Source organism: Wolbachia pipientis (assembly GCF_001752665.1).
GTDB classification, from domain to species: Bacteria; Pseudomonadota; Alphaproteobacteria; order Rickettsiales; family Anaplasmataceae; genus Wolbachia; species Wolbachia pipientis_A.
In genome coordinates this window covers 23333-47465 of the sequence record NZ_MJMG01000006.1, presented here as the reverse complement: position 1 = coordinate 47465, position 24133 = coordinate 23333, and the positions used below count along the sequence as shown (strand labels likewise).

Here is a 24133-nt window from a genome sequence, read left to right as displayed (position 1 = left end):
GCAACTGTTATACTGAATAATAGACCCATTGCGGAATACCAGAAGAAGAAATAAGGATGAGATTAGCACAAGAATAAGAAAGAGTGTTGAAGATTCATCTTTCATCCTTAATGATGCTAATTTTTTACTACTGCTCTGGTGTTAAAGGTTTCTTACGATACCTTTTATAAGGAATCACAACTTATAAGGAATAACAAGTTTACTCTGTAACTTTTGCCATCCTTGATATCCAGTATCTGTATACTTTATACTGTTTCTAAGCAAAGCTTCTTTGCTAATAACGGTTCTATTTTCTGTAGTAATATGCATATATTAGATTCATGTCAGATATCCAAGGAACACGTGTGTTATGTATATTCTATAATAAACATAAATCTTACCTTCTAATATGTGATCTTCTTCCATGACTTTTCAACTTTTTCCCATTCAGGACTGACTTCTTCTACTAAATTCTTTGATGCTTATACCTGTTAGTTGCTTGAATATTCTTGCCCTATTTTTGAGCTTTTTATAGCTTATGCCCATTTCATATACCCAAAATTACTTATTTACACTTTTTTCCTTTCTTTCGCAATAGGTTTATCTTTATTTGTGCTTTTAGATCAGCAATCCCAAAGTTATTCAACTGATTTAATTTGACATTTTATATCTTGTATATAATATGTGCTAATACATAACAGAAAAGAAATTATGTTTGTTCAGTCTTATTCAAAAGTTAATCAGTTAATTGAATTACTGTTTTGCGTATTACTTTTATTTTTAATGTCACAGATTAATATACCATTGAAGCCTGTACCGATGACATTGCAGAGTGTAGCTATTATGGTTATCGGGCTTAAGTTTAGCAGTAAAATAGCAGTAAATGCTATTTTAACTTACTTATTACTTGGTGTCTGTGGCATGCCTGTTTTCGCAGGGTTCTCTAGTGGTTATCGAGTGTTATATGGACCAAGTTGTGGGTATTTTGTAGGTTTTATAGTTGCAGTTATCACTATGAATTATGTGAAATTATCTAGATATCAGTTGTTTGTACGTGACATTTTAAGTTGCTTAGCAGGTACAGTTATAATATATATTTGCGGAGTGAGTTGGTTGATTGTTGGAATGGGAATAGATATAGAGCAAGCAGTAAGGGTAGGAGTAATGCCATTTATTATTCCTGGTATAGTGAAGGCTTTTATATTGGTAATTATATTAAATTATTTGGATTCGTATAGGAAATGTTAAAATTCCGTCCTCATCATGTTATGTGTACTTTTGCATTTCAAGGATATGGATATTCTCAAAGTTTTGTCGAAAATTATCAGGAAATAGTAAGTAAGTTACCAGAATGCAAAATTGAAGTAGTTAAAGGACTAGACCAGATCTGTAGCGCTTGTCCTAAAATACAGCACAATAGATGTGTAAAGCAGGATACAGTCTTAGAATTAGATAAGAAACATATGCAAATTCTCGAAATTGAAATTGGGCAAGTGTTAACTTGGAATGAAGCAGTAGAAAAAATTAGACGAAAGATGTCTCTCTCAAAATTTGAGTATGCATGTCAGGGATGTAGTTGTAAGCCACATGGTATGTGTAAAAATGCATTATTAAAGTTAATAGAGGAGAAAGAAGTGGTATAAAACCCTTTCACCTTTTTAATAGTGCTGAAACTTCTTTTGATCTAGCAACAATCTTATTAATCATATAATTTTCATGATTACTGTCTATCTTAGGTAATTCATATAAATAATTTACCATTATTCCAGCAGATTGCTTGATACCCTTTTCAGAAATATCTGCTAGCCAATTTAGCCTTTTTATTGATGCACCATTGCTTAAATGAAAGTGTGCTACCGGATCATATGCATAACCATTGTTATTATTGACCTTTAATAAATAGTATGCACATAGTTTAAGCAAACATTGCTTTAAATATTCATTATGAATCTGAAGTTGTTTAATACTTTCTATGATTTCTGTGCAAAATGAGGGTTTTATATTTAATTTATCAGATACATTTGCTAAATTTTCGATGAGCCATTTTATAAAGCCAGGTATGGGAGAAAGAGTTGCATATGTTTTTATGTTCTTAAATTCTGTAGTTAACTTTTCTACAACCCGTTTTATTAAAAAATTTCCTAGATTAATTCCGGACAAACCTATTTGAGTATTGGATATTGAATAAAACACTGCTGTGTTTATACTGTCTGGATCATTTGAGGGTATTGTTTCATCCAGAAGATGTTGTATGCTACTTGTAATACCATTTGTTAATGCAACTTCTACAAAGATTAAAGGCTCATTTGGTATTTTATAATGAAAAAACGCAAAACAAAGACGGTCTGAGTCTAATCTATTTTTTAAATCATTCCAAGAGGAAATTTTATGTACTGCCTCATATTTGATCAGCTTCTCTAACAATGATGCAGGTGAATCCCATGTTATTTGTTGTAGATCTAATAAATCCACATCAACCCATGTAGATAATATGCTTTTTAACTCTTGTTCTAAAGGATTTAATTCTTTATACTTACTTTGAAGCTTTAGTATATCCGAGCGCATGTCAACAATGACTTTTAGTCCATCTGGTAAAGAAATAAATTGCTTGAGTATTTTCGAACGAGGTGATTCAAGAGTTTTTGTTAAAGCTTGTTCAAATTTATGATTTAGTTCGGTGTTGTGGTTCTGTTGATATTCTTTAATTTTACTATATATTTCCTTTTGGTTTGTATTAAATTTTTCTACCAAAATTTGTAAAAACTTTATTTTACCAGTTTCTGATAGACTGAAATACAGCTTACCAAGCGATATGGTATTCTTACGTGCTGAAACCTCTCCACCCTTTGGATGTAGGCACTCGTTCATTTTTGAGATTAAAATATCTGTATCTTTGCTACCACTCAAATCTGGAGTAATACTGCCAATCCATAATCTTACTACATCTGCAACACCACCAAATATCTTAAAAAAACCTTTTGCAACCTTTTTATCTTCAACTTTTACTATGCTAGTGCTCATCAATCTAAACCAAATGTAGGCAGCGGGTCCTTATCAGAAATTAAGGTTATGAGCAAATTATTTATTAATTGGACTCTCTGCTGGTCATCCAGAGTAATTTTTTTGTTTTTTTCAAAATGAATAATTATTTCTTCAATAATTTCTATTGCATTCTGTACAATATGTTTTCTTGCAGAAGTGACAGCATGTGCTTGTTGACGCTTAAGCATTGCTTGTGCAATCTCTGATGAATAAGCTAAATGTGAGATTCTTGATTCTATCACATTAACGCCTGCTATAGATAACCTATTTTGTAGCAATGATTGCAATTCATTTGCAATTTGTACTGAATTTTTACGTAAAGATTCTTCTACATCACCTTCACTATCGTATGGATAACTACTTGCCAGCTCACGTATTACTGACTCACTTTGTATAGCAACGAATTCATAATAATTATTGACGTTATAATATGCTTTGGCCGGATTATCTACTTTCCAAATGATGACTACTGAAATTTCAATTGGGCTACCATTTGCATCATTAACTTTAATTTTTTCTGTATTAATATTTTCAAATTTCATAGACACTACATACCTATGTGCAAATGGAATTGTCATAAATATTCCTGGTCTAAAGTAAGTACCAATATAATATCCAAAAAACTCTATCACTCTAGCCTCATTAGGGCTATTAATAAAAAAACTAACTCTAAAAAACATTATTAAACTCGCTATAATAGCTAATATATATAAACCGATAAACATAATATCCTGTACAAGTAACAATGTTAGCAACATTACTATTACTAGCATTGGTAGCACGAAAATTGCATTCAGCTGCTTTAGTTCTCTGTCATGCTCTATAATGTTTTTCATATAGAAACCCCTAATAACTGGTTTATTTTACTCATAAGTAGTTTAAGATCTCTAAATTCATTGTGAATTATACTTATTTTTATTATATACAATAATTTGAATGAATCAACCGTTGTATATAACTTCTCATGTAGATTGAGTTTGCTGCTACTCTTGTACTTTTACATATGAAATATTTATCTTTATTAACTTTATTAATTTTTTGACTTATGTTATAAAGTATCTAGTGTATATTGTAGTTTAATTTCATGATTCATATTAAAAATAGTTTTTTATATTTTACGTGGTTTTTGCCAATTTCTTGTTATTTGACATAATGATTAAACTTATATGAAATCGTCACAAAATTTTTGGTTGTATGGAAAACACACCTGTATATCTGCACTAAAGAACAAAAATAGACAATGTTTAGAATTATTATTATCAAAAAATTTCTACGAGCAACACACAGTAGAGATCGAGCAATACATAAAAAATAGAAATATTAAGGTTAGAACAGTAGAAAATAAAGCATTTGATAAAATATTACCCAAAAATGTTAACCATCAATGCATTGCTTTAAAAGTTATACCTGTTTCTAATTATTTCAGCATTGAAGAGGTAGTAAAAAATTCAGATGACAGTTCTACGATTATTATATTAGATCAAGTAACTGATACATATAATATAGGATCAATTTTAAGAACAGCAGCATGTTTTAATGTTGATGCATTAATTCTTCCTTATGATTATTCACCTAGTGAAAATGCGTCTATTGCAAAAGCAGCAAGTGGTGCTCTAGAAATTGTACCATTAATATATGTCACGAATATAGTTGCTACGATGGAAATCTTAAAGAATTTTGGTTATTGGTGTTATGGATTTGACTGCAATACTGGAACAAATCTATGTGCATTACACAAAAAAAGAGTAATAGTGTTTGGCTCTGAAGTAAAAGGATTACGAAGACTAGTTAAAGAAAACTGTGATCAACTTCTCAAAATACCAATATCAAGTAATATAAACAGTTTAAATGTTTCAAATGCAGCTGCAATAGGGCTATACTGCATTAGTAGACAAGATTTGTCTGGAACGTAGATTTCGGATTTATAAAGCCTTGATTTTTATCTTAAAACATTTTTCATATTATAATTTCTATAATTAAACATAATAACAGTGAAGGTTAGGCAATGAATATAGCTTTGCATTTTGAGATAGAGAAAGGTGGGCCAATAGACTCATGCTATTTTTCTGCACGTATTAAATTTACGGATAAAAGCAAAAATGAGCTAAGGGATAAATTAGGAGATAGTATTGATTTTAATAATCTAGATAATTATTTTGACCTAAATTCTGATAACTTCTACATTTATTACAATAAATATGCAAGTAGAAGTGAATTATACATAAAGGATGGGGATGGTAATTATTTAAAATGTAATCTTCCACTTAACCGTTATCTATTCTCAGTGGAATTATCATCATCTGAATCTGATAGCACAATTATTGATTATGGTTTTTATCCACAGCATTCAATATATAATCCACATGATCATATAAAGGAAAAAGTTTTTAATGATGAAGGTAAAAAATTATTACCTGTTACACTAAATATCTTAGAGAATCTATTAAGTAATACAGACAATCTTACTGTATCAGATATTTCTTCTCAGTTTCATAATAAAATAGCTCTAGAAGAAGCACACACAGTAAGAACAAAAAGGGATGCTGAAGAAAAGCTGATTATAGAAAATGCAGAACTAGAATCACTTATTAAGAATGACCAAATTATATTATTGAAAGTAATTAAGGGCCAAGATATTGATGACAAGCGCATAACTGCAGTTTTACAGGCAAGCAATACAGATAAATTTATTACTTTGGATCCACAGAAATATTATATCGAGAAATATGATGGTGAAGAATATTTACTTTGTAGAGAAGACGGTAGTGTATATATGCAGAGCAGTGAGCAACATATGTATATGCCATATGATTCTACATTTTTTGTACTTAATAATAATTCCTACCACTATCTTAAGAGTGGTTTTTATTCAATACATAATGGTCATTATGTAGAGTATCTAAATGATGCGGGACATTATTTAACAGATGACGAGTTGCCAGAAAAAATACTTAACACATTGAAAAATGATGACCTGCAAGACAGAGAAGAGGCTGAGCAAGAAAAAATTTCTGAAACATATAATCACTCATCACCTCATGATAAAAGTAAACAAGAAAATGTTAATGATGACCATACAGAAGGATTGTATAATAATGAAGAATCACATAAAAAATTATTAGAAAGTGATGATGCAAGAAATATAGAAAGTACTAATAAAGAAGAAATTACTGAGACATATAGTCAATCACCATCTGACGACAACAATCGAAAAAAGGATGATAACTATAGCAACAAAGAAGCATTATATGATGAAGAAAAAATAATGGACTTTTTTCAAGCTAAACACCCAGATGTTCTTGAAAAATTAATAGGTACACTTTCTCAATATAGCAACAATAGTTTACAGTATACTAAACTTATTAAGGATTTTGTACATAATCTCAAGAATTATGAAGTAGAACTTTCTCAGTGGCTTCATAATACAGAAGATCAACAGCAGCGTGGTAAAAGATCTGTAGAAGTTGACACAATAGCTATAGAAAAAACAGAAGAGGAGGTGATAATAAGTGTAATAAAAGGGATGGATACTGTAGATGTAAAAACAGAACATCCATCGAAAATCAGTATCGGAGACCCACTTGATATGGGAAAGTATAAAGTGGAATTGAAAGTTACATATAACGATATCTTAACCCTTTATAATAATGCTATATATGACAAGTATCAGACACAAAAGGCATATAACTATGAGCAAACCAAAGTTTTATATGATCAACTAGCACATATCATACCACTTTCAGGTCACGCTGAAAAACTCATAACACTTCCTGAAGCATATATTACAAATGGTCACCTGTTCATTCAAAACTATGATTTCGGTTCTATAAATGAATTCAATGAAATGTTTTACAAACATAGTGAACTACTCTAAATAGCATGAGAGCTTTTGCGTAACTTAATTAGGTAGCTATATCAAAATTATGATAACCTTACTAAACACTTGTTCTGTAACTGAAAGAAACAATCTGCCTTTTCTGCAATAGAGTGGTTGTGCGTTACTATAAGCATAGAGCCATTATTTTTCTTTATATATGAATATAGGTGTAAAAATACTTCTGATGAGGTTAACGGATCTAAATTTCCTGTTGGTTCATCAGCAAGTAATAGTTTAGGAGAGTTTACAACAGCCCTTGCTATCGCGACTCTTTGCCTTTCCCCACCAGAAACCTCAGATACCATATTATTATACTTACTTCCTAAATTAAATATTTCTAATGCTTTTTTTGCATTCTTTTGTGCTTCAGATTTACTCTTGCCTGCAATAAGTTGAGGCAGCATAACGTTCTCTAACACTGAAAGCTCCTGTAACAGATGATGGAATTGATAAACGAAGCCAAGGCAATCTCGCCTTACACTTACTCTTTGTTTACTACTTGCTTGCGTACAGTTTATGCCATTTATTATGACAGCGCCAGAAGTTGGTTGATCTAGTAAACCAGCAATTTGTAATATAGTAGTTTTACCAGACCCTGAACTACCAATTAATGCAACTACCTGACCYGGTTTAATATTYAAATCAATACCATTTACAACAGTAGAACCATCTTTAAAGCTTTTTGTAATAGAAATTAATTCTAGTAGCACTTATACTAGAATTAGATTGCAAAGCTATTACCACACCCACAGTGAGATTTGGCAATCTCACTCTTTATTTGAAATCCAGCACCACTTAAATCTTCAACATAATCTATCACGGAATCTTTTAAAAATTCTGCTGAATGGTTATCTATCATCAGTACTGGATTACCATTACAATCACTGATGACTATATATTTCCCATTTGCTTTATAATAATCGTCATCATCATCTTCTTCATCTTCATCAAAATCACCATCTTCATCACCGTCTTCATCACCATCTTCATCATCATAATCATCCTCGAATTCATCATCTTTATCTCCTTCAGATGAAAGTTGATCAATAAGAAAATCATATTTAAAACCAGAGCATCCACCTCCAGAAACTGCAATGCGTAAAACAGAACCTTGCGTTTCTTCTTGCTCTGCAATAGAGCGGATTTTTCTAAGTGCGTTATCAGTTAAGTTAATATTGTAATTTGTTGACATAGTAAATACCATCAATAATTGAATATCTATTATAGGACAAATTTTATATGTCAAACAATAACTTTGTATTAAACTATATGTGTCATCCCAATAAAACCAGAGGAAGACATTTTACAGAAGAGGAGGATAAGTATCGTAACTGCTTTCAACGTGACAGAGATCGTATTATCCACTCTAATGCATTTAGAAAATTAGAGTATAAAACACAAGTTTTTATCAATTATGCACATGATTACTACCGTACTAGACTGACACATAGCCTTGAGGTTGCACAAATTGCACGATCGATCACATGTAGGCTTAATCTTAATGAGGATATTACAGAATGTATAGCACTTGCACATGATTTAGGTCATCCTCCGTTTGGCCATGCAGGAGAAGACGCATTGAAGCAATCCTTGAAACTTATGAATCAAGCGTATGAATTTGATCATAATGTTCAATCCTTAAGAATTTTAGTATATTTAGAACAAAAGCATGCTGATTTTGATGGATTAAATCTTAGCTGGGAAGTACTTGAGAGCATTGCTAAGCACAATGGCCCTTTACCTGTCAATAACAAACTATTACTAGAATATAATGATAAATATGACCTAAAACTTGAAGAATTTCCAAGCGCCGAGGCACAAGTTGCATCCATTGCTGATGACATAGCATATAGCGTGCATGACCTTGATGATGCTCTCAGAGCAAATTTTATTACTATTGACAATCTACTGTCTATTCCTTTAGTAGGAAACGTTTTTCAAGATATTAAAAACCGGTATATAGGTATATCAAAAAACAAAGTCATCCATAAATCCCTTAGCACAATTATAGGCGTAATGATCAATGATGTAGTGTGTCAAACCGAAAAAAACATTCAAAATTATAATATAAAAAGTATAGAAGATATAAGAAAACTTAATAAACCATTAGTAACATTCTCACCAGAAGTTGCCGAAAATATTATCGAGATGAAAAGATTTAACATGCAAAATATATATAAGCATTATAAGCTCAATAGAACAATGAATAAAGCAAAACGCATAATCAATGACCTCTTTTTATCTTTTTATAATAATCCAGAATTATTACCAGATGAGTGGAGTAAATGTGGCCAAGACCCTATAGTAATCTGTGACTATATCTCAGGTATGACAGATAGGTTTGCTATACATGAACATAGAAGAATATTTGATACATCTTACGAAATGACCATCTTCTAATGAAATATGAGTAAAAAGTCATGTGTTATAATATACTACGAATTCCTCTTACAGCAGAGGAGATTATATTTCTGAGAGAAGAAATGTTATATAAGGTGGTTTCTGGAGTATCTCCTTTTTCCACTAGAGGGTCTTTCTTTTCTATATTAGAATTAATGAGACAACCAGTTGCCAGCATAGGAGGTTATCTTGCTGAGAAAAATGTTATATAAGGTGGTTTCTGGAGTATCTCCTTTTTCCACTAGAGGGTCTCTCTTTTCTATATTAGAATAAATCTGATAACCAAATGCAAGTACTGCGATAGTAATTGATAAAAAGGCGGCAAATGCCATATTTCCTGATAAGGCATGACATATTGCTGAAAATATTAACGCTACAAAAATGAGCATAACTATAGGGTCCATGCTTTTAGTCTTATCTTTCTCCCGAGGAGGAGATGTTTTTTTCTTGATCAATTGAACCATGTAATGAGATGCCTTATTAATATCTGCTTCTGGTAGAAGTAAGTGGTTGTCTTTATTTTGTGAGCCTGTTGCTAGTAATAATTTTACACAAAAGTTACATGTATCTTTTGTCTTTGTCTTTAAATAGTCATTTGCAACTAGTTTTGCAAGACGGCTTAGTGTTTTACTTTGTATTTTGTTTGCACGTTCAATAATAGCAGATTGTACTGGAGTTCTGTCTTGGTTATTTTTATCAATGACGCTTTGTTTAAATAATGCATCATCTATTATACCGCCCTCAACTGCACTTAACACAATATCTAAATATTTAACTTTTTGTTTGTTGTTTAATATAGAAATAAGATGTAAAATATTGTTACCATCTTCATTTTTAATAGAAATATCAGTACCCTTTTCTATAAATAGTTTAAAAACTTCAAAATTTTTAATAGAAATATCAGCACCCTTTTCTATAAATAGTTTAAAAACTTCAAATTTATTCTTATGTTTAGAAGATTTATTCTTATGTTCAGATAACAGCAGTGTATGTAACGGTGTGTGCCCCTTGTTATTTTTATCAATGACGCTTTGTTTAAATAATGCATCATCTATTATACCGCCCTCAACTGCACTCAACACAATATCTAAATATTTAACTTTTTGTTCGTTGTTTAATATAGAAATAAGATGTAAAATATTGTTACCATCTTCATTTTTAATAGAAATATCAGCACCCTTTTTTATAAACAGTTTAAAAACTTCAAATTTATTCTTATGTTCAGATAACAGCAGTGTATGTAACGGTGTGTGCCCCTTTTTGTTCATAGCATTTACTAATCCACTATTATTTTCTAACATATCTTGCCACAGATTGTATTGTTCAGTGGTAGCATAAGCACTTGTAGTAGCTTCTGATTGTAAGTGCTCCAATTGTAAAAGTTTTAATTTATTACTCTCTGTATCTTGTACTAAATGATTTTTTAAAGTCTGATACGTTTCTTTCAATTCAGTAATATTAAGTTTTGCTCTCTTGTTTTGGCCACTCTCTTTTAATATATACTCAATATTTTGATATGTACCATTTGATTGTGCAAAATGGTGTAGTATAGTATTGCCATTATCATCTATAATATTAAGATCAAAGCCTCTTTTTACTGCTTTTTTGAGCTTTTTAATACTTAAGCTGCTTGGGTCGTTACACAATTCATCGTATATTACCTTATTTCTATCTTCTGCCGTGTTTTTTATTTTTCTCTCTGTTATTGTGTTTTGTATTGTATCCATAATCTTAAATAACTTCTCTCTAGACCTATTAATTGTGTTATCAATTATTACTGATGCATAGCGTTTGATTTTAGATATTTTGCTTAAGTTTTTATCCTGTAGACTGTAAATATTATTTGCAAGTTTGTTATTTTGACTGTGTTGTTGATCAAAACTTTGCGTATTAATTCTGTATGAAGATTGCTTTATTTGATCATTAGCAAAAGGTTGAGCACTTTTATGACTAGAACTACTACTTACAGAAGCTGTGCTAGAATGCAATGCTTGATTTTTTGTATTTTTCTTCTTGTGAAATGGAATACCCATATGTAAAAACCTCAATATTAAAGCTTAGTGCTTAAAGCTACTTAAACACTTACCTAAGATTTTAACTATTGTATCTTAAAAAATAATAAATATAGAAGTTAGGTTCGACAGAAGGCTTGGAGGGTGCCTTGAAAGTCAGGATCAGAAGGGATAGACTATAGGTTTGGTTAATTTTGTATGAGGGGAAAAATGCAGGAGAAAAGGAAAGCCTATCCGGATGATCTGAGCGGTGAAGAATGAAAGCGTATCGAGCTTTTAACAAGTTAAATAAATAAGGACTGAGACACGAAGTATGGGAAAAGTGGGAGGGAAGGGTTATACTATTGCATTAATTGTTCTTTTTTCCTTAAGTCTTTCTATTCCAGCTCTTGGAATTCTAAATGGCGGAAAGAGAGGGATTCGAACCCTCGACATATTTACATATGTGCACGCTCTCCAAGCGTGTGCTTTAGACCGCTCAGCCATCTCTCCAAATTTATTAGCTATTGTAGGCATAAACTATACACTTTCAAAAGGATCATATTTCCCCACCTTTTCTTCAGTATGCAGTTTTCTATATAACAAACTTAAAATAGGCTGTAAATTATCATTTATGGATAAACTGAATACTTCCTTATTAAGGTAATAAGTCAGACTGTTTTTCTTATCCAGAATCTCCTGCTCTGTTAGTAAATCACATTTATTTAATACCACAATTTCTTCTTTTTTAGCAAGATATTCACTATAATATCTTAATTCATTATGTGTAGCCTCATAAGCGGAAATCACATTATCATAAGTTGCATCAATTAAATGTAATAATATCCTACATCTTTCTATATGTTTTAAAAATTTATGCCCAAGACCAGCACCAAGATGAGCATTAGTAATTATTCCAGGAATATCTGCTAACACAATTTCATTATAATCTATTTTTGCAATTCCAAGATGTGGTCTTAATGTAGTAAACGGATAATTATCTACTTTTGAATCTGAATTTGAACAACGCTTTAAGAATTGTGATTTACCTGCATTCGGCATACCAATAATGCCAACATCAGATAAAATTTTTAGTTTTAGTAATGTACATTTCTCTTCTCCAGGTATACCATAAGTAAAGTATCTAGGAGCTTTATTAGTGGAAGATTTAAAATTAACATTACCAAATCCACCTTTACCGCCATGCGCTATTAAATATTCAGCACTATGTTTATCAAGATCAGCTATAACTTCTTTGTTTTCTTGATCAATTATTTGAGTACCTACTGGAACCTTAAGTGCCACATCTTTCCCATTAGCACCAGATTTATTTCTTCCAGAACCATTTTTTCCACTTTTAGCCTTGATATATTTTCTATATCGAAGATCAAGTAATGTACTAAGATTTTGATCAGCAACAAAAATTACATTACCACCTTTACCACCATTACCACCATCAGGTCCACCAAATTCAATAAATTTTTCTCGACGAAAACTCACACATCCATCCCCACCATCTCCTGCTTTTAAATGTAATATTACTTCATCAATAAAACTCATATTGAGCACTTTTTCCTAATAAACTTTCTATTCTTATCAATTCGTTATATTTCACCAATCTTTCAGAACGTGACAGTGATCCAGCCTTTATCTGTCCACAATTTGATGCAACAGCTATGTGTGATATTGTCGTATCTTCTGTTTCACCTGAACGATGAGAAATAATAGCTTTATATCCATTCATATGAGCCATTTTTATGGCATTAAAAGTTTCTGTTAATGTACCAATCTGATTAGGTTTAATTAACACAGCATTAGCCATTTTCTCTTTTATACCTCTACTTATCAATTCACAATTTGTCACAAATAGATCATCCCCTACCAATTGTACCTTATCTCCAAGTTTAGCAGTTAGTAGCTTCCAGCCATTGTAATCCTCTTCACTAATTGGATCTTCTATAGAAATGATTGGATACTTTGCCACTAGATCGCAATAATATTGAGATAATTCATCTGAAGTTAACTCTCTATTTTCAAATTTGTAAACTTTATTTTTATAAAAAGTTGATGCAGCAATATCGAGTCCTAATTTAAAATCATTTAGCGTTGAATAACCGACTGACTCTATAGCCATGATAATTAAATTCAATGCTTCTTCACTTTTTTCAATATCCGGAGCAAATCCACCCTCATCCCCTACATTTGCATTATAATTTTTCTTTTTAATTATATCACGTAAGCTATGAAATACTTCTGCAGACATTCTCAGTGCTTCATTAAAAGTTTTAGCACCAATAGGTAGAATCATAAATTCTTGAAAATCTAATTTATTATCTGCATGCAGTCCACCGTTAATAACATTAATTAACGGAACAGGCATAACCTTTGCACATGTTCCTCCTAAATATCTATATAATGGTATACTTAAATTAGTTGCTGCAGCTTTTGCAGAAGCAAGGGAAACAGCCAAAATTGCGTTTGCTCCCAGCTTAGATTTATTTTTAGTTCCATCAAGCGTTATTAATGTATAGTCTATTAGACTTTGATCAGTAATTTCAATTCCTATTATTTCTTTCGCTATTATATTATTTACTGCATTAATAGCATTTAGCACTCCCTTACCAAAATATCTTTTTTGATCTTCATCTCTTAACTCTAATGCTTCAAGCTTACCAGTAGAAGCACCAGATGGCACAGATGCTCTCCCTATTATTCCATTACACAGCTTAATATCTACCTCAATAGTTGGATAGCCTCTGCTATCCAAAATTTCTCTTGCAAATAAGTTTTTGATTATCATTGCATCTTTTCCACAGTCTCTTGTGCAAGTCTAGCTACATTACCATCATCACCAATAAATAATACCACATCTCCTGAGCTGGCAAAGTCACTAATAAAACGTGCAATCAACATAGAATCATTCAGAATTTGTACATTCTTAAAACCATTATTCAATAAAACTTCTTGGATGTCAGTGACATCATATCCTTGAATAAAATTATTATCTGGTATAGGAGTGAGAATAATGTAATCAAATAATTTGAAGACTTTTACAAATTCATCAAAAAAATTATATACTCTAACAAAACGAAATATTTCAATAATACCTAGAACTTTTTCTACCGTAACCAAGCGAGCTGCTGCTATAGCAGCATTTATTTCATCCGGATGATGTGCATCATCTTCAATCAATTTTATACCATTAATTTCTGCAATTATGGCAAACCTCCTATCCACTCCTTTAAATTCGTAAAGACCTTTTTTAATATTGTCTTCGCTGATTCCTAATTTAACTGCAACTGATATTGCAGCTAAAGCATTAATAACTTTATGCATGCCTATTGCATTTGATAATACAACATTGCTTACACTACACCCATGATAAAATACATCAAACATTACATTATTAGTATGTTGCCTAATATTTATAGCTTTGACATTAGAGTCTTGTAACCCAAATGTTGTTAAATTATCTTCACAATAACCAATATTTATAGAATCTGACAAAATAGCGTGGTCTGCTTTACGTAAAAAGTGACAAAATGAACGTTTTATATTATCAAGTGTTATATAGTAATCTACATGCTCACCATTAATACTCGTTACAACTGCAACATTAGCAGAAATTTTCAACATGGTACCATCTGATTCGTCAGCTTCAATTAAAAACACATTATCTTTACCAAACTTTGCATTACTTTTATAAGCCTTTAGTATTCCACCAACTATAACAGTTGCATCAATGCCTGCGCTATCAAGTATGGATGCAATCATAGCTGTTGTTGTGGTTTTTCCACTTGAACCTGAAACTGCTATAACGTATTTACCTTCCATAAGCTTTGCAAGAATCTCAGATCTATGCATTACAGTTTTATTAGCTTCTATTGCAGCAATTAATTCTACATTATCAGATTTGATAGCAGACGAATATATCACTGTATGTGCCTGATCAATATTATGCGCATCATGTTCAGCATATACTTTTATACCAAGTTTTTTTAATCTTTCTATATTACTATTTAAACGTATATCGCTTCCTTGCACATAATAATCAAGATGATAAAGAATTGCAGCAATAGCACTCATGCCTATCCCACCTATACCAATAATGTGCATCTTATAAATTTACTTAGCAACGTTTTATAATTAGATTATACTTTAAAATTCCTTAACAGCAACTATACGTGATCGGCAAATTAATATTTTTATGCCTTGTATTTATGTCAACGAACCGTTGTTACTCCTATAATCAGTATCATAATCAACCTGGCCATTATAAAATCGGCAGCAGCTATACAATTAACGGTATCACATATCATCCAAAAAGCTATGATTCTTATGAAGAAATTGGTGTCGCATCTTGGTATGGAATAGAAGAACATGGTACACTCACAGCAAATGGTGAAGTATTTCATCGTCATTCAATCACTGCAGCACATAAAACATTACCACTTCCATGTTTTGTACTTGTGACTAATTTAAGAAATGGCAAAAAGCTTGTAGTAAGAGTAAATGATAGAGGACCGTTTTTTAAAGGTAGAATAATTGATCTTTCAGAAAGAGCTGCAAAAATTTTGGGATTTCATGAAGAAGGACTCGCAAGAGTAAAAATTAAATATCTTAAAAAAATGTCGGAACAATTAGTTAAAACAAATCCCCATTATAAAAAACAGTATGAGCAGACGATACAAGTACGTTATCCAAAGCAAGCCACTACTGAAAGCACGGGATATATTGCATATTTTGATGATATTATTTCTGCAAAATCAATAGCATCAAAACTTCGCCAGCATGGAATAAAAAATGTGAGATTATTTTTTAAAAGAGATAAGTATTATGTAAAAGTTGGATAACATGAGAGTTCTTCAAGTAAGAGCTATACAATGAGCAGCCTTTAAAGGTTGCTTAGTACATGGTTTTTTGTTTATTTAAAATTTTGATATATAATACAAATATATTTTACATTAAGGTTTTATGATATTTAAAATCTATAGGCCTACAAAAAGTGCTATGCAGTCTGGTTTGGGTAATACAAAATTCTGGCATATTGAAGTTGAATCATCCAATTCCTATTACATTGACTCGCAAATGGGGTGGGTAGGTTCACGTGATCCAAGAAAACAGATTGTACTGAAATTTGACTCTCTACAAAAAGCAGTATCTTTTGCTGAAAAATGTAATACTAAGTATATAATTGAAATGCCAAAAAATGGCAAAAGATTACCTAAATCTTATACGAGTAACTTCTTAAAGTAAAAATGTTGATTTATTGAGTTTAATCCCGTATAATAAGTTAATTTATTACTAAAGAATGTTTATGTCATGTGATTTATTCAATTTTTTTTGTGATAGTTCAGTTACAGAATATGAGGTTGCAGCTCATCAATGTATACAGGATAATGGATGTACTGTCTATACAGGGGTTGTTAACCAGCAGGATATTTTTAATTTTCATTTAACTTCACAAGATGGTAAAATCACTAAAGAAATTAAAACTGATATAGATATTTTTGGACAAAAGGTTTATTTTTATATTGAAAATCACAAGCCATTAGAAGTTAGTTCACATGATTGTGAAATTATAAACAATAATAGTCTTCATATTCACAAGTATAGTAGTCCAGGTGAATCAATTACAATAATTATTAAGAAACCTGCAAGTAAGGTATAATATTTAATAATCATTATATTCTCATGCAGCCTTGTTAATAATATTTTTGAGATTGCTCACTTAAAATAGATCACTTAGTAGCAAAAGCAAAAATAGATAGATTATAATGCTATAATATATAGAAACAGAGCATTTGAGCATTAATTTACAGAAGGTCTTCTGAACACTAATTTCACAAAAGGTCTAATGATAATAGACTCAAAATAATTATTGCAAAAGTATAAATTGTGGTATTATAAAGTATAATTGGTAAGGTTTGTTTTTTGTATTGTAATATAAATTTTGTTATGTCAATAGAAATAATTTTAGCTGAAATATATGGCTTTTGCGCAGGAGTGAAGAGAGCTGTAGATATATTGGCTACCATTGTGGAACAGTATCAAAGTGAGCACACAATATATGTATTACACGAAATTGTTCATAATAAGAGTGTCATAGAGAGCTTCACAAAACAAGGAGTTATCTTTATAGATAACATTGAAGCAATTCCAGACTGTAATGATAAATCAGGTATATTGATACTGAGTGCTCATGGAGTGTCTAGAAAAGTAGAAGAAGATGCAAAGAAAAAAAAAATTCGCGTTATTGATGCAACATGTCCACTAGTTAGCAAAGTACATAAGGAAGCAAAGAGATATGAAGATAGTGGTAAAGAAGTAATTCTTATAGGGCATAAAGATCATCCAGAAGTTAAAGGCACTAAAGGGAGAGTTGATAACCCTGTTATTCTAGTGCAAACAGTGGAAGACATATATACTATAGAAGCAAAAGATCCAAATAATTTATCTTATGTAACCCAAACCACATTAAGTCTCGATGATACTCGAGATATTATCGATGCATTAAAATCAAAATTTCCTAATATTACAGGTCCTAACTTAAAGGATATATGCTATGCAACTCAGAACAGGCAAAATGCGGCTAAAAAATTATCTGAAGTTACAGATATAATATTGGTTGTGGGAAGTAAAAATAGCTCAAACTCAAACAGGCTGTTAGATTTATGTCTTGCACAAGGAAAGCAAGCTTATTTGATTGATGACTACAGTTGTGTAGATACAAACTGGTTCACAAATATAACAAAACTTGGCATTACTGCTGGTGCCTCAGCTCCTGATGTTTTGATCAAAGAGTTAATAGACCATTTAAGATCAATTGTGAATATTGAGAAAATTTCAACCATGTCGTCTGGTATTACTGAGAATGTTCGTTTTAAAATGCCAATATTAATTTAATTCGATTTACAACCACATTATTCTTATTATATATATTGTTTTTATAAAAAATCTATTATATAATTAAATTAAGTTAATTATTAGTGAAGGTAATATTTAATTTTTTATAGTTATTGAGGTACTAATTATGTTTGACTCAACTAATAAAGATATGTTTCGTGAAGATGCACGCGCATCTGGAGGTCAAGTAGAAGATCAAGTAGAAGATCAAGTAGAAGATCAAGTAGAAGATCAAGTAGAAGATCAAGGTTGGTTAAATTTGTTCCAGCAAGATCCGTTCCTGGATAATAAATTACATGATGCAAAAGTGGTGGTTCCACCTCAAATTGATGCACTTACAATAGAACAGCATAAGCATGGTGGCCAATCTAAGCCTAGCATGTTATCTTCTGTATCTTCAGCTGGAGATACACTAGAAGATCAAGTAGAATATCAAGATGCAAATGATAAATTACCTAATGAAAAAGTGGTGAATGAAAATTTTCCACCTCAAATTGATACACCTACAATAGAACAGCATCAGCATGGTGGCCAATCTAATAAGCGTTCAGCTAGAGAAAGTTTTATATCAGAAGATCACGATCCGCTCCTGGGGGATGAATTATTTGATGCAGCAGAAGTGGTGGATAAAGGTCTTCCACCTCAAACTACTGCACCTATAATAGAACAGCATCAGCATGATGGCCAATCTGATGTATCTTCAGCTGGAGATCAAGTAGAAGGTCAAGGAGCAGATTTACTGCAAGGTGGTCCGTTCCCGAATGATAAATTACTTAATGAAAAAGTGGCGGATGAAAATCTTCCACCTCATAAGCATGATGGCCCATCTAAGCGTAGTATATTATCTTCTGTACCTTCAGCTATTTTTTATGTATCTGCAGCTACTGCATGTCTGTCTGCTGGTACTGCATTTTATGTAAGTGCTTATATGCCTAATCCAAAAATGTTAGCGTTACCAGTTTTAGGTGGCGATGTTGATGCTTCACATCTTGTAACAATAGCAGTAATTTGCGCTGTTATAGCAGTGCTAGCAGCTCTAGCTAAGTATATTGATAATAAAGACCCTCCTACTGTTATAGAGGAACGGGATGTCACTCACGTTAATGGTAGAAACATATTACAGCAACTAGAGTTTGATCAGCAACCAATATTTGGAAACATATCATCTTTCTCCAGGTACAGTAGTCCTGCTACTGTTATAGAGGAACAGGATGTCACTCACGTTAATGGTAGAAACATATTACCGCCTTACCGCCAACCAATAATCGAGGGTAGGGGTGCCTTTTCTTTCTCCAGGTACAGTAGTCCTGGCCTTACCCGCCAACCAATAATCGAGGGTAGGGGTTCTTTTTCAATAAAATAGACTCTTTCTGACAAAGTATGTAGCTTATTAAGCTACATACTACCATTGAACAAAGCCGATAATATCTTTAATTTTCTTTATATTCTGGTGTGTAATTCCTGCAGCTTTGTCTCCACCATGTTTAAGTACCTTTAACAGATAATCCTTGTCACTTAATAACTCTGTCATTTTTTTACGCACAGGAGATATTGTGCTGATAATAATATCCACTAACTCCTTTTTAAAACGTTCCATACTATATTTACTGATTGTGTTACACAACATATCTACTTTAATATCACTTAACGCTGAGTAAATATTTACCATATTACACACTTCTGGGCGAGCAGATAAAGTATCTATATCAAATCCTAAAATCGAATCTGTTTTCGCTTTTTTGATTTTATTGATAATAGATTTGTCTGAGTCATCAAAATTAATGCGTGAATAGTCAGAAGGATCAGATTTACTCATTTTTTTTGTACCATCTCTTAAGCTCATTACTCTTGATGAGTTAATTAAGGCTTCAGGCAAAACAAAATAATCCTGTCTATAATGTTTATTAAAAGCTGATGCAATATCACGTGTGATCTCCAGATGCTGCTTTTGATCATCACCAACTGGAACATATTGAGCATTATAAAGTAAAATATCTGCAGCCATAAGTACTGGATAACTATATAATCCTAAAGAAGCTTTCTGTTTATCCCTACCTGCTTTATCTTTAAATTGAGTCATACGATTAAGCCAACCAATTGGAGTATAACAACCAAGCAACCAGCTAAGCTCAGTATGACCACTCACTATAGATTGGTTAAAAATTACAGCTTTTTCTGGATTTATTCCACATGCAAGATGTGCTGCTACCATTTTAAATACGTTACCTCTTAATTCATTTGGAGCTAATTTATTGGCTGTAATTGTATGAAGATCAACTATACAAAAAAAAGATTTATACTGGTCTTGTATGCCTATTAACTGTTTCATTAAACCAATATAATTACCTAAATGTATTACCCCACTGGGTTGAATGCCTGTGAAAACAATCATGCATTTTCCTATTGAGAAGAGCTCTCAGGTTTTTTAGAAATAATGACCATTGCTGGACGTAGCAATCTTTTTCTTATTAAGTAGCCAGTCTGCAAAACTTCTACTATAATACCTGGCTCCTTTTCATCATCCTCTTTTTCTACAACAGCTTGGTGTAAATTACTATCAAAAGATTTTCCAATGGGATTAATTTCTTCTATATCATGTTTTTTGAGATCATTGATAATTTTCTGATAGGCTACTTTTATTCCTTCATGTACAGGATCACCATCTTGTAAATTTTCTATTATTCTTTTTAAGTTATCGCATGAATCGATCATATCACGTGCAAAGCTTGTCACAGAGTAATCACTGGCATCACTAATTTGCTTTTGCATTATGCGTTTAATATTTTCATTGTCAGCGACAGCACGACGTAAATGGTCTTCAAGTTGAGCAGCACGTTCTTTTAATGTACTTAGTTCCTCATTAAAATTATGAACCTTTTCTCTTGCTTTCTTTAAACCCTCTATATCGGTGAATTTCTTCTTTTTATTTTTCTCTGAAACATTTTCTGTCATACTTATACCCTTAAAAACCTAATAGATAATAGCAAATAATCTAAAAATATCAATACTGATGAATAAACATAAGACCTTTTGCGAAAAAATTCTGCATATTTTTAATAGAATTAAGTGATCCCAGTGTGATTTGAACACACGACCTACTGATTAAGAGTCAGCCGCTCTACCAACTGAGCTATGGGATCGTGTTATATTTCTAAAATTAACCTGTTTGGATCTTCTATACAATTTTTGATTTTTACAAGAAAAGTTACTGCTCCCTTACCATCCACAATCCTATGGTCATAAGATAAAGCAATATACATCATTGGTCTTACTTCTATAGTGTTACCAACAACAACAGGCCTATTTTGTATTGAGTGCATTCCAAGTATTCCAGATTGTGGAGGGTTTATTATTGGAGTAGAGAGTAGTGAACCATATATTCCACCGTTTGAGATGGTAAATGTTGCACCTTCCATTTCAGATATTTGTAATTTGCCATCACGGGCCTTTTGACTTAGAGCCACTAAAGTTAACTCAATTTCAGCAAATGACATATTATCTGCATTACGAATTACTGGTACAACAAGACCTTTGTCAGTACCGACTGCAACACCTATATTATAATAATGTTTATATATTATTTCATCTCCTGAGATTTCAGCATTAATTTCAGAAATTTCTTTGAGTGCGTGTACTGCTGCTTTTGTAAAGAAAGACATGAAACCTAACTTTATCCCATATTTCTTTTCGAAACTTTCCTTATACTTTGCACGCAAATCCATAACGTTTTTCATATCAATTTCGTTAAATGTCGTTAGTATTGCAGCAGTATTTTGCGATGCTTTTAAACGAGCAGCTATTACTTGCCTTATTTTACTTATTTTTACTCGTTTTTCTTTATGTTCTACATGTGCAGGTTGGATTGTATGGTTTTCATATGTAGATTGATTAATATGCTTGATAATATCTGCTTTGGTAATACGGTTATCTATACCTGTTCCACTTATACTTTCAGGATGAATTTTATTTTCTTCCATAATTTTTCGAGCAGCAGGTGCATCTTTTTTTTTGACTAATGTATTATTTTGATCAGCTTTATTTTCCTTTTCTACTTTTTTTTCTGTACCAAGTTTTGCTAATAATTGTCCAGGACTGATTATGTCATTTTCTTTAACAAAAAACTCGATTATTTGTCCATCAGTTTCTGCGGTTAACTCAAGTGCTGTCTTATCGGTTTCTATTTCAAAAATCAAGTCATCTACATTTACTTGTTCACCAATGTTTTTTTTAATTTTTATTATACCTTCTGTAACTGATTCACCTCCGAGGATTTTAGGTGCTCTAACTTCTATAATTTTACTCATAATTCACAAAAATCTATTAAGTAATTTATACATAAAAAAAAGGTTGTGTAAATTATTTAAACTTGCATATTGACATTTAACTGTTGAAATCGGTAGATCTTTTACGAAACAGAAAATTATTTGCAAGAGATCTAATTTCTTATTGTCCTCTACTAGAGGTGATTTTATACTGTTTATGCACAGGTTTTGTATAGAAAGAATTTAAATTTTTACCAGCTTTATAAAAACAGTTACCTTAAATATACTTTACAACTGTCTAACAAACCATCATAATAAGTTACACATGTGTTGAAATAATAAGAGCTCTTTATTTTCTTGTAATCTACTAGTATTTCTAGTCATTTGGTATGGTATATGGGCTTAATCAATTCTAAGATTTCTGATATGTTTCTTGATCAAGATCAAGTTATTACTGATCACAGTGTTACTTGGAAAAAGGTTCAAGCTTATCTCTATGGCCTATATGGGGAAGCAACGTATAACAGTTGGCTGAGCTCACTCAAGTTTGTTAGTAGTAGTAATGGAGAAATTTTGTTGTCTGTATCTACAAGGATTCATAAAGGAATGGATAATGATCCATTACATAGAGAAAATATTATCGTTATGGCAGAGTGAAGACAGCAATGTGCGTTCTGTTGATATTACAGTCATTGAAGAAAAAGATTTTTGTGCTGGTAATGTTGCGCTAAAAAGTAAAGAAGAAAACAATAATAATCTTGGATCACCATTAGATTATAGATTTACGGTAGGGTTAGGTAAAACACATTTGATGCATGCTATAGCTTGGTATATAGTTAATGCCCCATCAGTTAAGAGAAAAGTTGTTTATTTGTCAGCAGAGAAATTTATGTATCAGTACATTACAGCATTGCGAAGCAAAGATATCATGTTGTTTAAAGAACAATTTAGATCAGTTGATGTACTTATGGTAGATGATGTACAGTTTATAAGTGGAAAAGATAGTACACAAGAAGAGTTCTTTCATACTTTTAATGCATTGATAGATCAAAATAAACAACTGGTTATTTCTGCTGATAGATCACCAAGTGATCTTGATGGAGTAGAGGAAAGAATAAAATCCCGTTTAGGATGGGGATTAGTAGCAGATATTAATGAAACAACATTTGAATTAAGACTTGGTATACTGCAATCTAAAGTAGAGCAAATGAATATATATGTTCCTAAAGATGTTATGGAATTTTTAGCAAGGAATATAAAATCCAATATCAGAGAATTAGAAGGTGCGTTAAATAAAGTTGCGCATACTTCATTCATTGGAAGAAGTATGACAGTAGAATCAGCTAGTGAAACTTTAATAGACCTTCTAAGATCTAATCAGAAATCGGTTTCAATCGAAGAAATACAAAAAAAAGTAGCGGAATTCTTTAATATAAGAATTACAGATATGTATTCAAATAGAAGATTGCGTAGTCTTGTAAGGCCCAGACAAATTGCTATGTACTTTGCTAAAAGGTTTACACAAAAAAGTTTACTTGACATAGGAAGATGTTTTGGTGGCAGAGATCATGCCACTGTTATACATGCAGTAAAGCAAATAGAAACCCTTATGAAAAGTGATAAGAAGTTTGTTGATGAAATAAGTTTATTGACTAAAACATTAAAATAACATAAAA

21 protein-coding genes, 2 tRNA genes and 2 pseudogenes are annotated in these 24133 nt (G+C 31.6%); 11 read left to right on the top strand and 14 right to left on the bottom strand.

All coding sequences use genetic code 11. The annotated features are described in order from the left end of the window. Positions 1-93: 93 nt before the first annotated feature. Positions 94-273 (bottom strand): annotated as a pseudogene (locus tag BIY23_RS05735) (IS5/IS1182 family transposase); the annotation flags it as partial. Between the two features lie 417 nt (positions 274-690). On the opposite strand from BIY23_RS05735, the gene BIY23_RS02810 reads away from it, so the two are divergent. Together BIY23_RS02810 and BIY23_RS02805 are read left to right on the top strand one after the other, a co-directional pair. After that, on the top strand, positions 691-1227 hold the full coding sequence (locus tag BIY23_RS02810; RefSeq protein WP_070065036.1) for a biotin transporter BioY: 537 nt from the start codon (positions 691-693) through the stop codon (positions 1225-1227). Beyond that, positions 1221-1622 (top strand): DUF1284 domain-containing protein, encoded by a 402-nt coding sequence (locus BIY23_RS02805; protein ID WP_070065035.1) that lies wholly within the window; start codon positions 1221-1223, stop codon positions 1620-1622. The genes BIY23_RS02810 and BIY23_RS02805 overlap by 7 nt, the downstream gene beginning before the upstream one ends. Positions 1623-1629: 7 nt before the next feature. On the opposite strand, the gene BIY23_RS02800 is transcribed toward BIY23_RS02805, so the two are convergent. Next, positions 1630-3000 carry a malonyl-CoA decarboxylase gene (locus tag BIY23_RS02800; protein ID WP_070065034.1) on the bottom strand — a complete coding sequence of 457 codons (1371 nt, stop codon included), beginning with the start codon at positions 2998-3000 and terminating at the stop codon, positions 1630-1632. Beyond that, positions 3000-3857 carry an SPFH domain-containing protein gene (locus BIY23_RS02795; protein ID WP_070065033.1) on the bottom strand — a complete coding sequence of 286 codons (858 nt, stop codon included), beginning with the start codon at positions 3855-3857 and terminating at the stop codon, positions 3000-3002. The genes BIY23_RS02800 and BIY23_RS02795 overlap by 1 nt, the downstream gene beginning before the upstream one ends. 330 nt (positions 3858-4187) lie before the next feature. On the opposite strand from BIY23_RS02795, the gene rlmB reads away from it, so the two are divergent. Together rlmB and BIY23_RS05245 are read left to right on the top strand one after the other, a co-directional pair. Continuing rightward, positions 4188-4934: a 23S rRNA (guanosine(2251)-2'-O)-methyltransferase RlmB gene (gene rlmB, locus BIY23_RS02790; protein WP_070065032.1), complete on the top strand. Its 747-nt coding sequence runs from the start codon at positions 4188-4190 to the stop codon at positions 4932-4934. 92 nt (positions 4935-5026) lie between these two features. After that, a complete protein-coding gene (locus tag BIY23_RS05245; RefSeq protein WP_070065031.1) occupies positions 5027-6895 on the top strand; it encodes a hypothetical protein in 1869 nt (622 codons plus the stop codon). A gap of 47 nt (positions 6896-6942) precedes the next feature. Here the strand turns inward: BIY23_RS05245 and BIY23_RS02780 are convergent, their stop codons facing one another. Continuing rightward, complete coding sequence (locus BIY23_RS02780) at positions 6943-7608, bottom strand: ABC transporter ATP-binding protein (RefSeq protein ID WP_070065030.1); 666 nt, start codon at positions 7606-7608, stop codon at positions 6943-6945. Positions 7609-7619: 11 nt separating this feature from the next. Further along, complete coding sequence (locus BIY23_RS02775) at positions 7620-8090, bottom strand: HesB/IscA family protein (protein ID WP_070065070.1); 471 nt, start codon at positions 8088-8090, stop codon at positions 7620-7622. Between the two features lie 47 nt (positions 8091-8137). Here BIY23_RS02775 and BIY23_RS02770 point away from each other — a divergent pair, with 47 nt between their 5' ends. Then, positions 8138-9298, top strand: a complete 1161-nt coding sequence (locus tag BIY23_RS02770) for a deoxyguanosinetriphosphate triphosphohydrolase (protein WP_070065029.1) — start codon at positions 8138-8140, stop codon at positions 9296-9298. 152 nt (positions 9299-9450) lie between these two features. On the opposite strand, the gene BIY23_RS02765 is transcribed toward BIY23_RS02770, so the two are convergent. The 5 genes from BIY23_RS02765 to murC all read right to left on the bottom strand — a co-directional run bounded on the left by BIY23_RS02765 (position 9451) and on the right by murC (position 15405). Then, positions 9451-11331: an ankyrin repeat domain-containing protein gene (locus BIY23_RS02765; RefSeq protein WP_070065028.1), complete on the bottom strand. Its 1881-nt coding sequence runs from the start codon at positions 11329-11331 to the stop codon at positions 9451-9453. Positions 11332-11712: 381 nt separating this feature from the next. After that, a tRNA-Ser gene (locus BIY23_RS02760) sits at positions 11713-11802 on the bottom strand. Between the two features lie 27 nt (positions 11803-11829). Beyond that, entirely contained in the window at positions 11830-12849 is a 1020-nt protein-coding gene (cgtA, locus tag BIY23_RS02755) for an Obg family GTPase CgtA (protein ID WP_070065027.1), read from the bottom strand. Then, positions 12836-14089, bottom strand: a complete 1254-nt coding sequence (eno, locus tag BIY23_RS02750; RefSeq protein ID WP_070065026.1) for a phosphopyruvate hydratase — start codon at positions 14087-14089, stop codon at positions 12836-12838. The genes cgtA and eno overlap by 14 nt, the downstream gene beginning before the upstream one ends. Then, the gene (gene murC / locus BIY23_RS02745) at positions 14086-15405 is read right to left on the bottom strand and encodes a UDP-N-acetylmuramate--L-alanine ligase (protein WP_070065025.1); all 1320 of its coding nucleotides are present in this window, start codon (positions 15403-15405) and stop codon (positions 14086-14088) included. The genes eno and murC overlap by 4 nt, the downstream gene beginning before the upstream one ends. A gap of 68 nt (positions 15406-15473) precedes the next feature. Here murC and BIY23_RS02740 point away from each other — a divergent pair, with 68 nt between their 5' ends. The 5 genes from BIY23_RS02740 to BIY23_RS05240 all read left to right on the top strand — a co-directional run bounded on the left by BIY23_RS02740 (position 15474) and on the right by BIY23_RS05240 (position 19558). Continuing rightward, entirely contained in the window at positions 15474-16142 is a 669-nt protein-coding gene (locus BIY23_RS02740; protein ID WP_070065024.1) for a septal ring lytic transglycosylase RlpA family protein, read from the top strand. A gap of 121 nt (positions 16143-16263) precedes the next feature. Then, positions 16264-16545 carry an NADH dehydrogenase ubiquinone Fe-S protein 4 gene (locus tag BIY23_RS02735; RefSeq protein WP_070065023.1) on the top strand — a complete coding sequence of 94 codons (282 nt, stop codon included), beginning with the start codon at positions 16264-16266 and terminating at the stop codon, positions 16543-16545. 61 nt (positions 16546-16606) lie between these two features. Beyond that, complete coding sequence (locus BIY23_RS02730) at positions 16607-16960, top strand: hypothetical protein (protein ID WP_070065022.1); 354 nt, start codon at positions 16607-16609, stop codon at positions 16958-16960. 293 nt (positions 16961-17253) lie between these two features. After that, positions 17254-18195 carry a 4-hydroxy-3-methylbut-2-enyl diphosphate reductase gene (gene ispH, locus BIY23_RS02725; RefSeq protein ID WP_070065069.1) on the top strand — a complete coding sequence of 314 codons (942 nt, stop codon included), beginning with the start codon at positions 17254-17256 and terminating at the stop codon, positions 18193-18195. Positions 18196-18322: 127 nt separating this feature from the next. Then, positions 18323-19558: a hypothetical protein gene (locus BIY23_RS05240; RefSeq protein WP_070065021.1), complete on the top strand. Its 1236-nt coding sequence runs from the start codon at positions 18323-18325 to the stop codon at positions 19556-19558. Positions 19559-19597: 39 nt separating this feature from the next. Here the strand turns inward: BIY23_RS05240 and trpS are convergent, their stop codons facing one another. The 4 genes from trpS to odhB form a co-directional block, all read right to left on the bottom strand. Continuing rightward, positions 19598-20587 (bottom strand): tryptophan--tRNA ligase, encoded by a 990-nt coding sequence (gene trpS / locus BIY23_RS02715; protein ID WP_070065020.1) that lies wholly within the window; start codon positions 20585-20587, stop codon positions 19598-19600. 8 nt (positions 20588-20595) lie between these two features. Continuing rightward, positions 20596-21147 (bottom strand): nucleotide exchange factor GrpE, encoded by a 552-nt coding sequence (locus BIY23_RS02710; RefSeq protein WP_070065019.1) that lies wholly within the window; start codon positions 21145-21147, stop codon positions 20596-20598. Between the two features lie 115 nt (positions 21148-21262). Then, positions 21263-21335 (bottom strand) — tRNA-Lys (locus tag BIY23_RS02705). Positions 21336-21338: 3 nt separating this feature from the next. Next, positions 21339-22499, bottom strand: coding sequence for a 2-oxoglutarate dehydrogenase complex dihydrolipoyllysine-residue succinyltransferase (gene odhB / locus BIY23_RS02700; RefSeq protein WP_070065018.1), 1161 nt, complete (start codon positions 22497-22499; stop codon positions 21339-21341). A gap of 354 nt (positions 22500-22853) precedes the next feature. Between odhB and dnaA the strand changes: the two are divergent. Further along, positions 22854-24126: pseudogene (gene dnaA, locus BIY23_RS02695) on the top strand (chromosomal replication initiator protein DnaA). Positions 24127-24133: the final 7 nt, after the last annotated feature.

Coding starts and splice junctions, on each gene's coding strand:
- BIY23_RS02810 (WP_070065036.1), top strand. CDS start 691: ATGTTTGTTCAGTCTTATTCAAAAGTTAATCAGTTAATTGAATTACTG.
- BIY23_RS02805 (WP_070065035.1), top strand. CDS start 1,221: ATGTTAAAATTCCGTCCTCATCATGTTATGTGTACTTTTGCATTTCAA.
- BIY23_RS02800 (WP_070065034.1), bottom strand. CDS start 3,000: ATGAGCACTAGCATAGTAAAAGTTGAAGATAAAAAGGTTGCAAAAGGT.
- BIY23_RS02795 (WP_070065033.1), bottom strand. CDS start 3,857: ATGAAAAACATTATAGAGCATGACAGAGAACTAAAGCAGCTGAATGCA.
- rlmB (WP_070065032.1), top strand. CDS start 4,188: ATGAAATCGTCACAAAATTTTTGGTTGTATGGAAAACACACCTGTATA.
- BIY23_RS05245 (WP_070065031.1), top strand. CDS start 5,027: ATGAATATAGCTTTGCATTTTGAGATAGAGAAAGGTGGGCCAATAGAC.
- BIY23_RS02775 (WP_070065070.1), bottom strand. CDS start 8,090: ATGTCAACAAATTACAATATTAACTTAACTGATAACGCACTTAGAAAA.
- BIY23_RS02770 (WP_070065029.1), top strand. CDS start 8,138: ATGTCAAACAATAACTTTGTATTAAACTATATGTGTCATCCCAATAAA.
- BIY23_RS02765 (WP_070065028.1), bottom strand. CDS start 11,331: ATGGGTATTCCATTTCACAAGAAGAAAAATACAAAAAATCAAGCATTG.
- cgtA (WP_070065027.1), bottom strand. CDS start 12,849: ATGAGTTTTATTGATGAAGTAATATTACATTTAAAAGCAGGAGATGGT.
- eno (WP_070065026.1), bottom strand. CDS start 14,089: ATGATAATCAAAAACTTATTTGCAAGAGAAATTTTGGATAGCAGAGGC.
- murC (WP_070065025.1), bottom strand. CDS start 15,405: ATGCACATTATTGGTATAGGTGGGATAGGCATGAGTGCTATTGCTGCA.
- BIY23_RS02735 (WP_070065023.1), top strand. CDS start 16,264: ATGATATTTAAAATCTATAGGCCTACAAAAAGTGCTATGCAGTCTGGT.
- BIY23_RS02730 (WP_070065022.1), top strand. CDS start 16,607: ATGTCATGTGATTTATTCAATTTTTTTTGTGATAGTTCAGTTACAGAA.
- BIY23_RS05240 (WP_070065021.1), top strand. CDS start 18,323: ATGTTTGACTCAACTAATAAAGATATGTTTCGTGAAGATGCACGCGCA.
- trpS (WP_070065020.1), bottom strand. CDS start 20,587: ATGATTGTTTTCACAGGCATTCAACCCAGTGGGGTAATACATTTAGGT.
- BIY23_RS02710 (WP_070065019.1), bottom strand. CDS start 21,147: ATGACAGAAAATGTTTCAGAGAAAAATAAAAAGAAGAAATTCACCGAT.
- odhB (WP_070065018.1), bottom strand. CDS start 22,499: ATGAGTAAAATTATAGAAGTTAGAGCACCTAAAATCCTCGGAGGTGAA.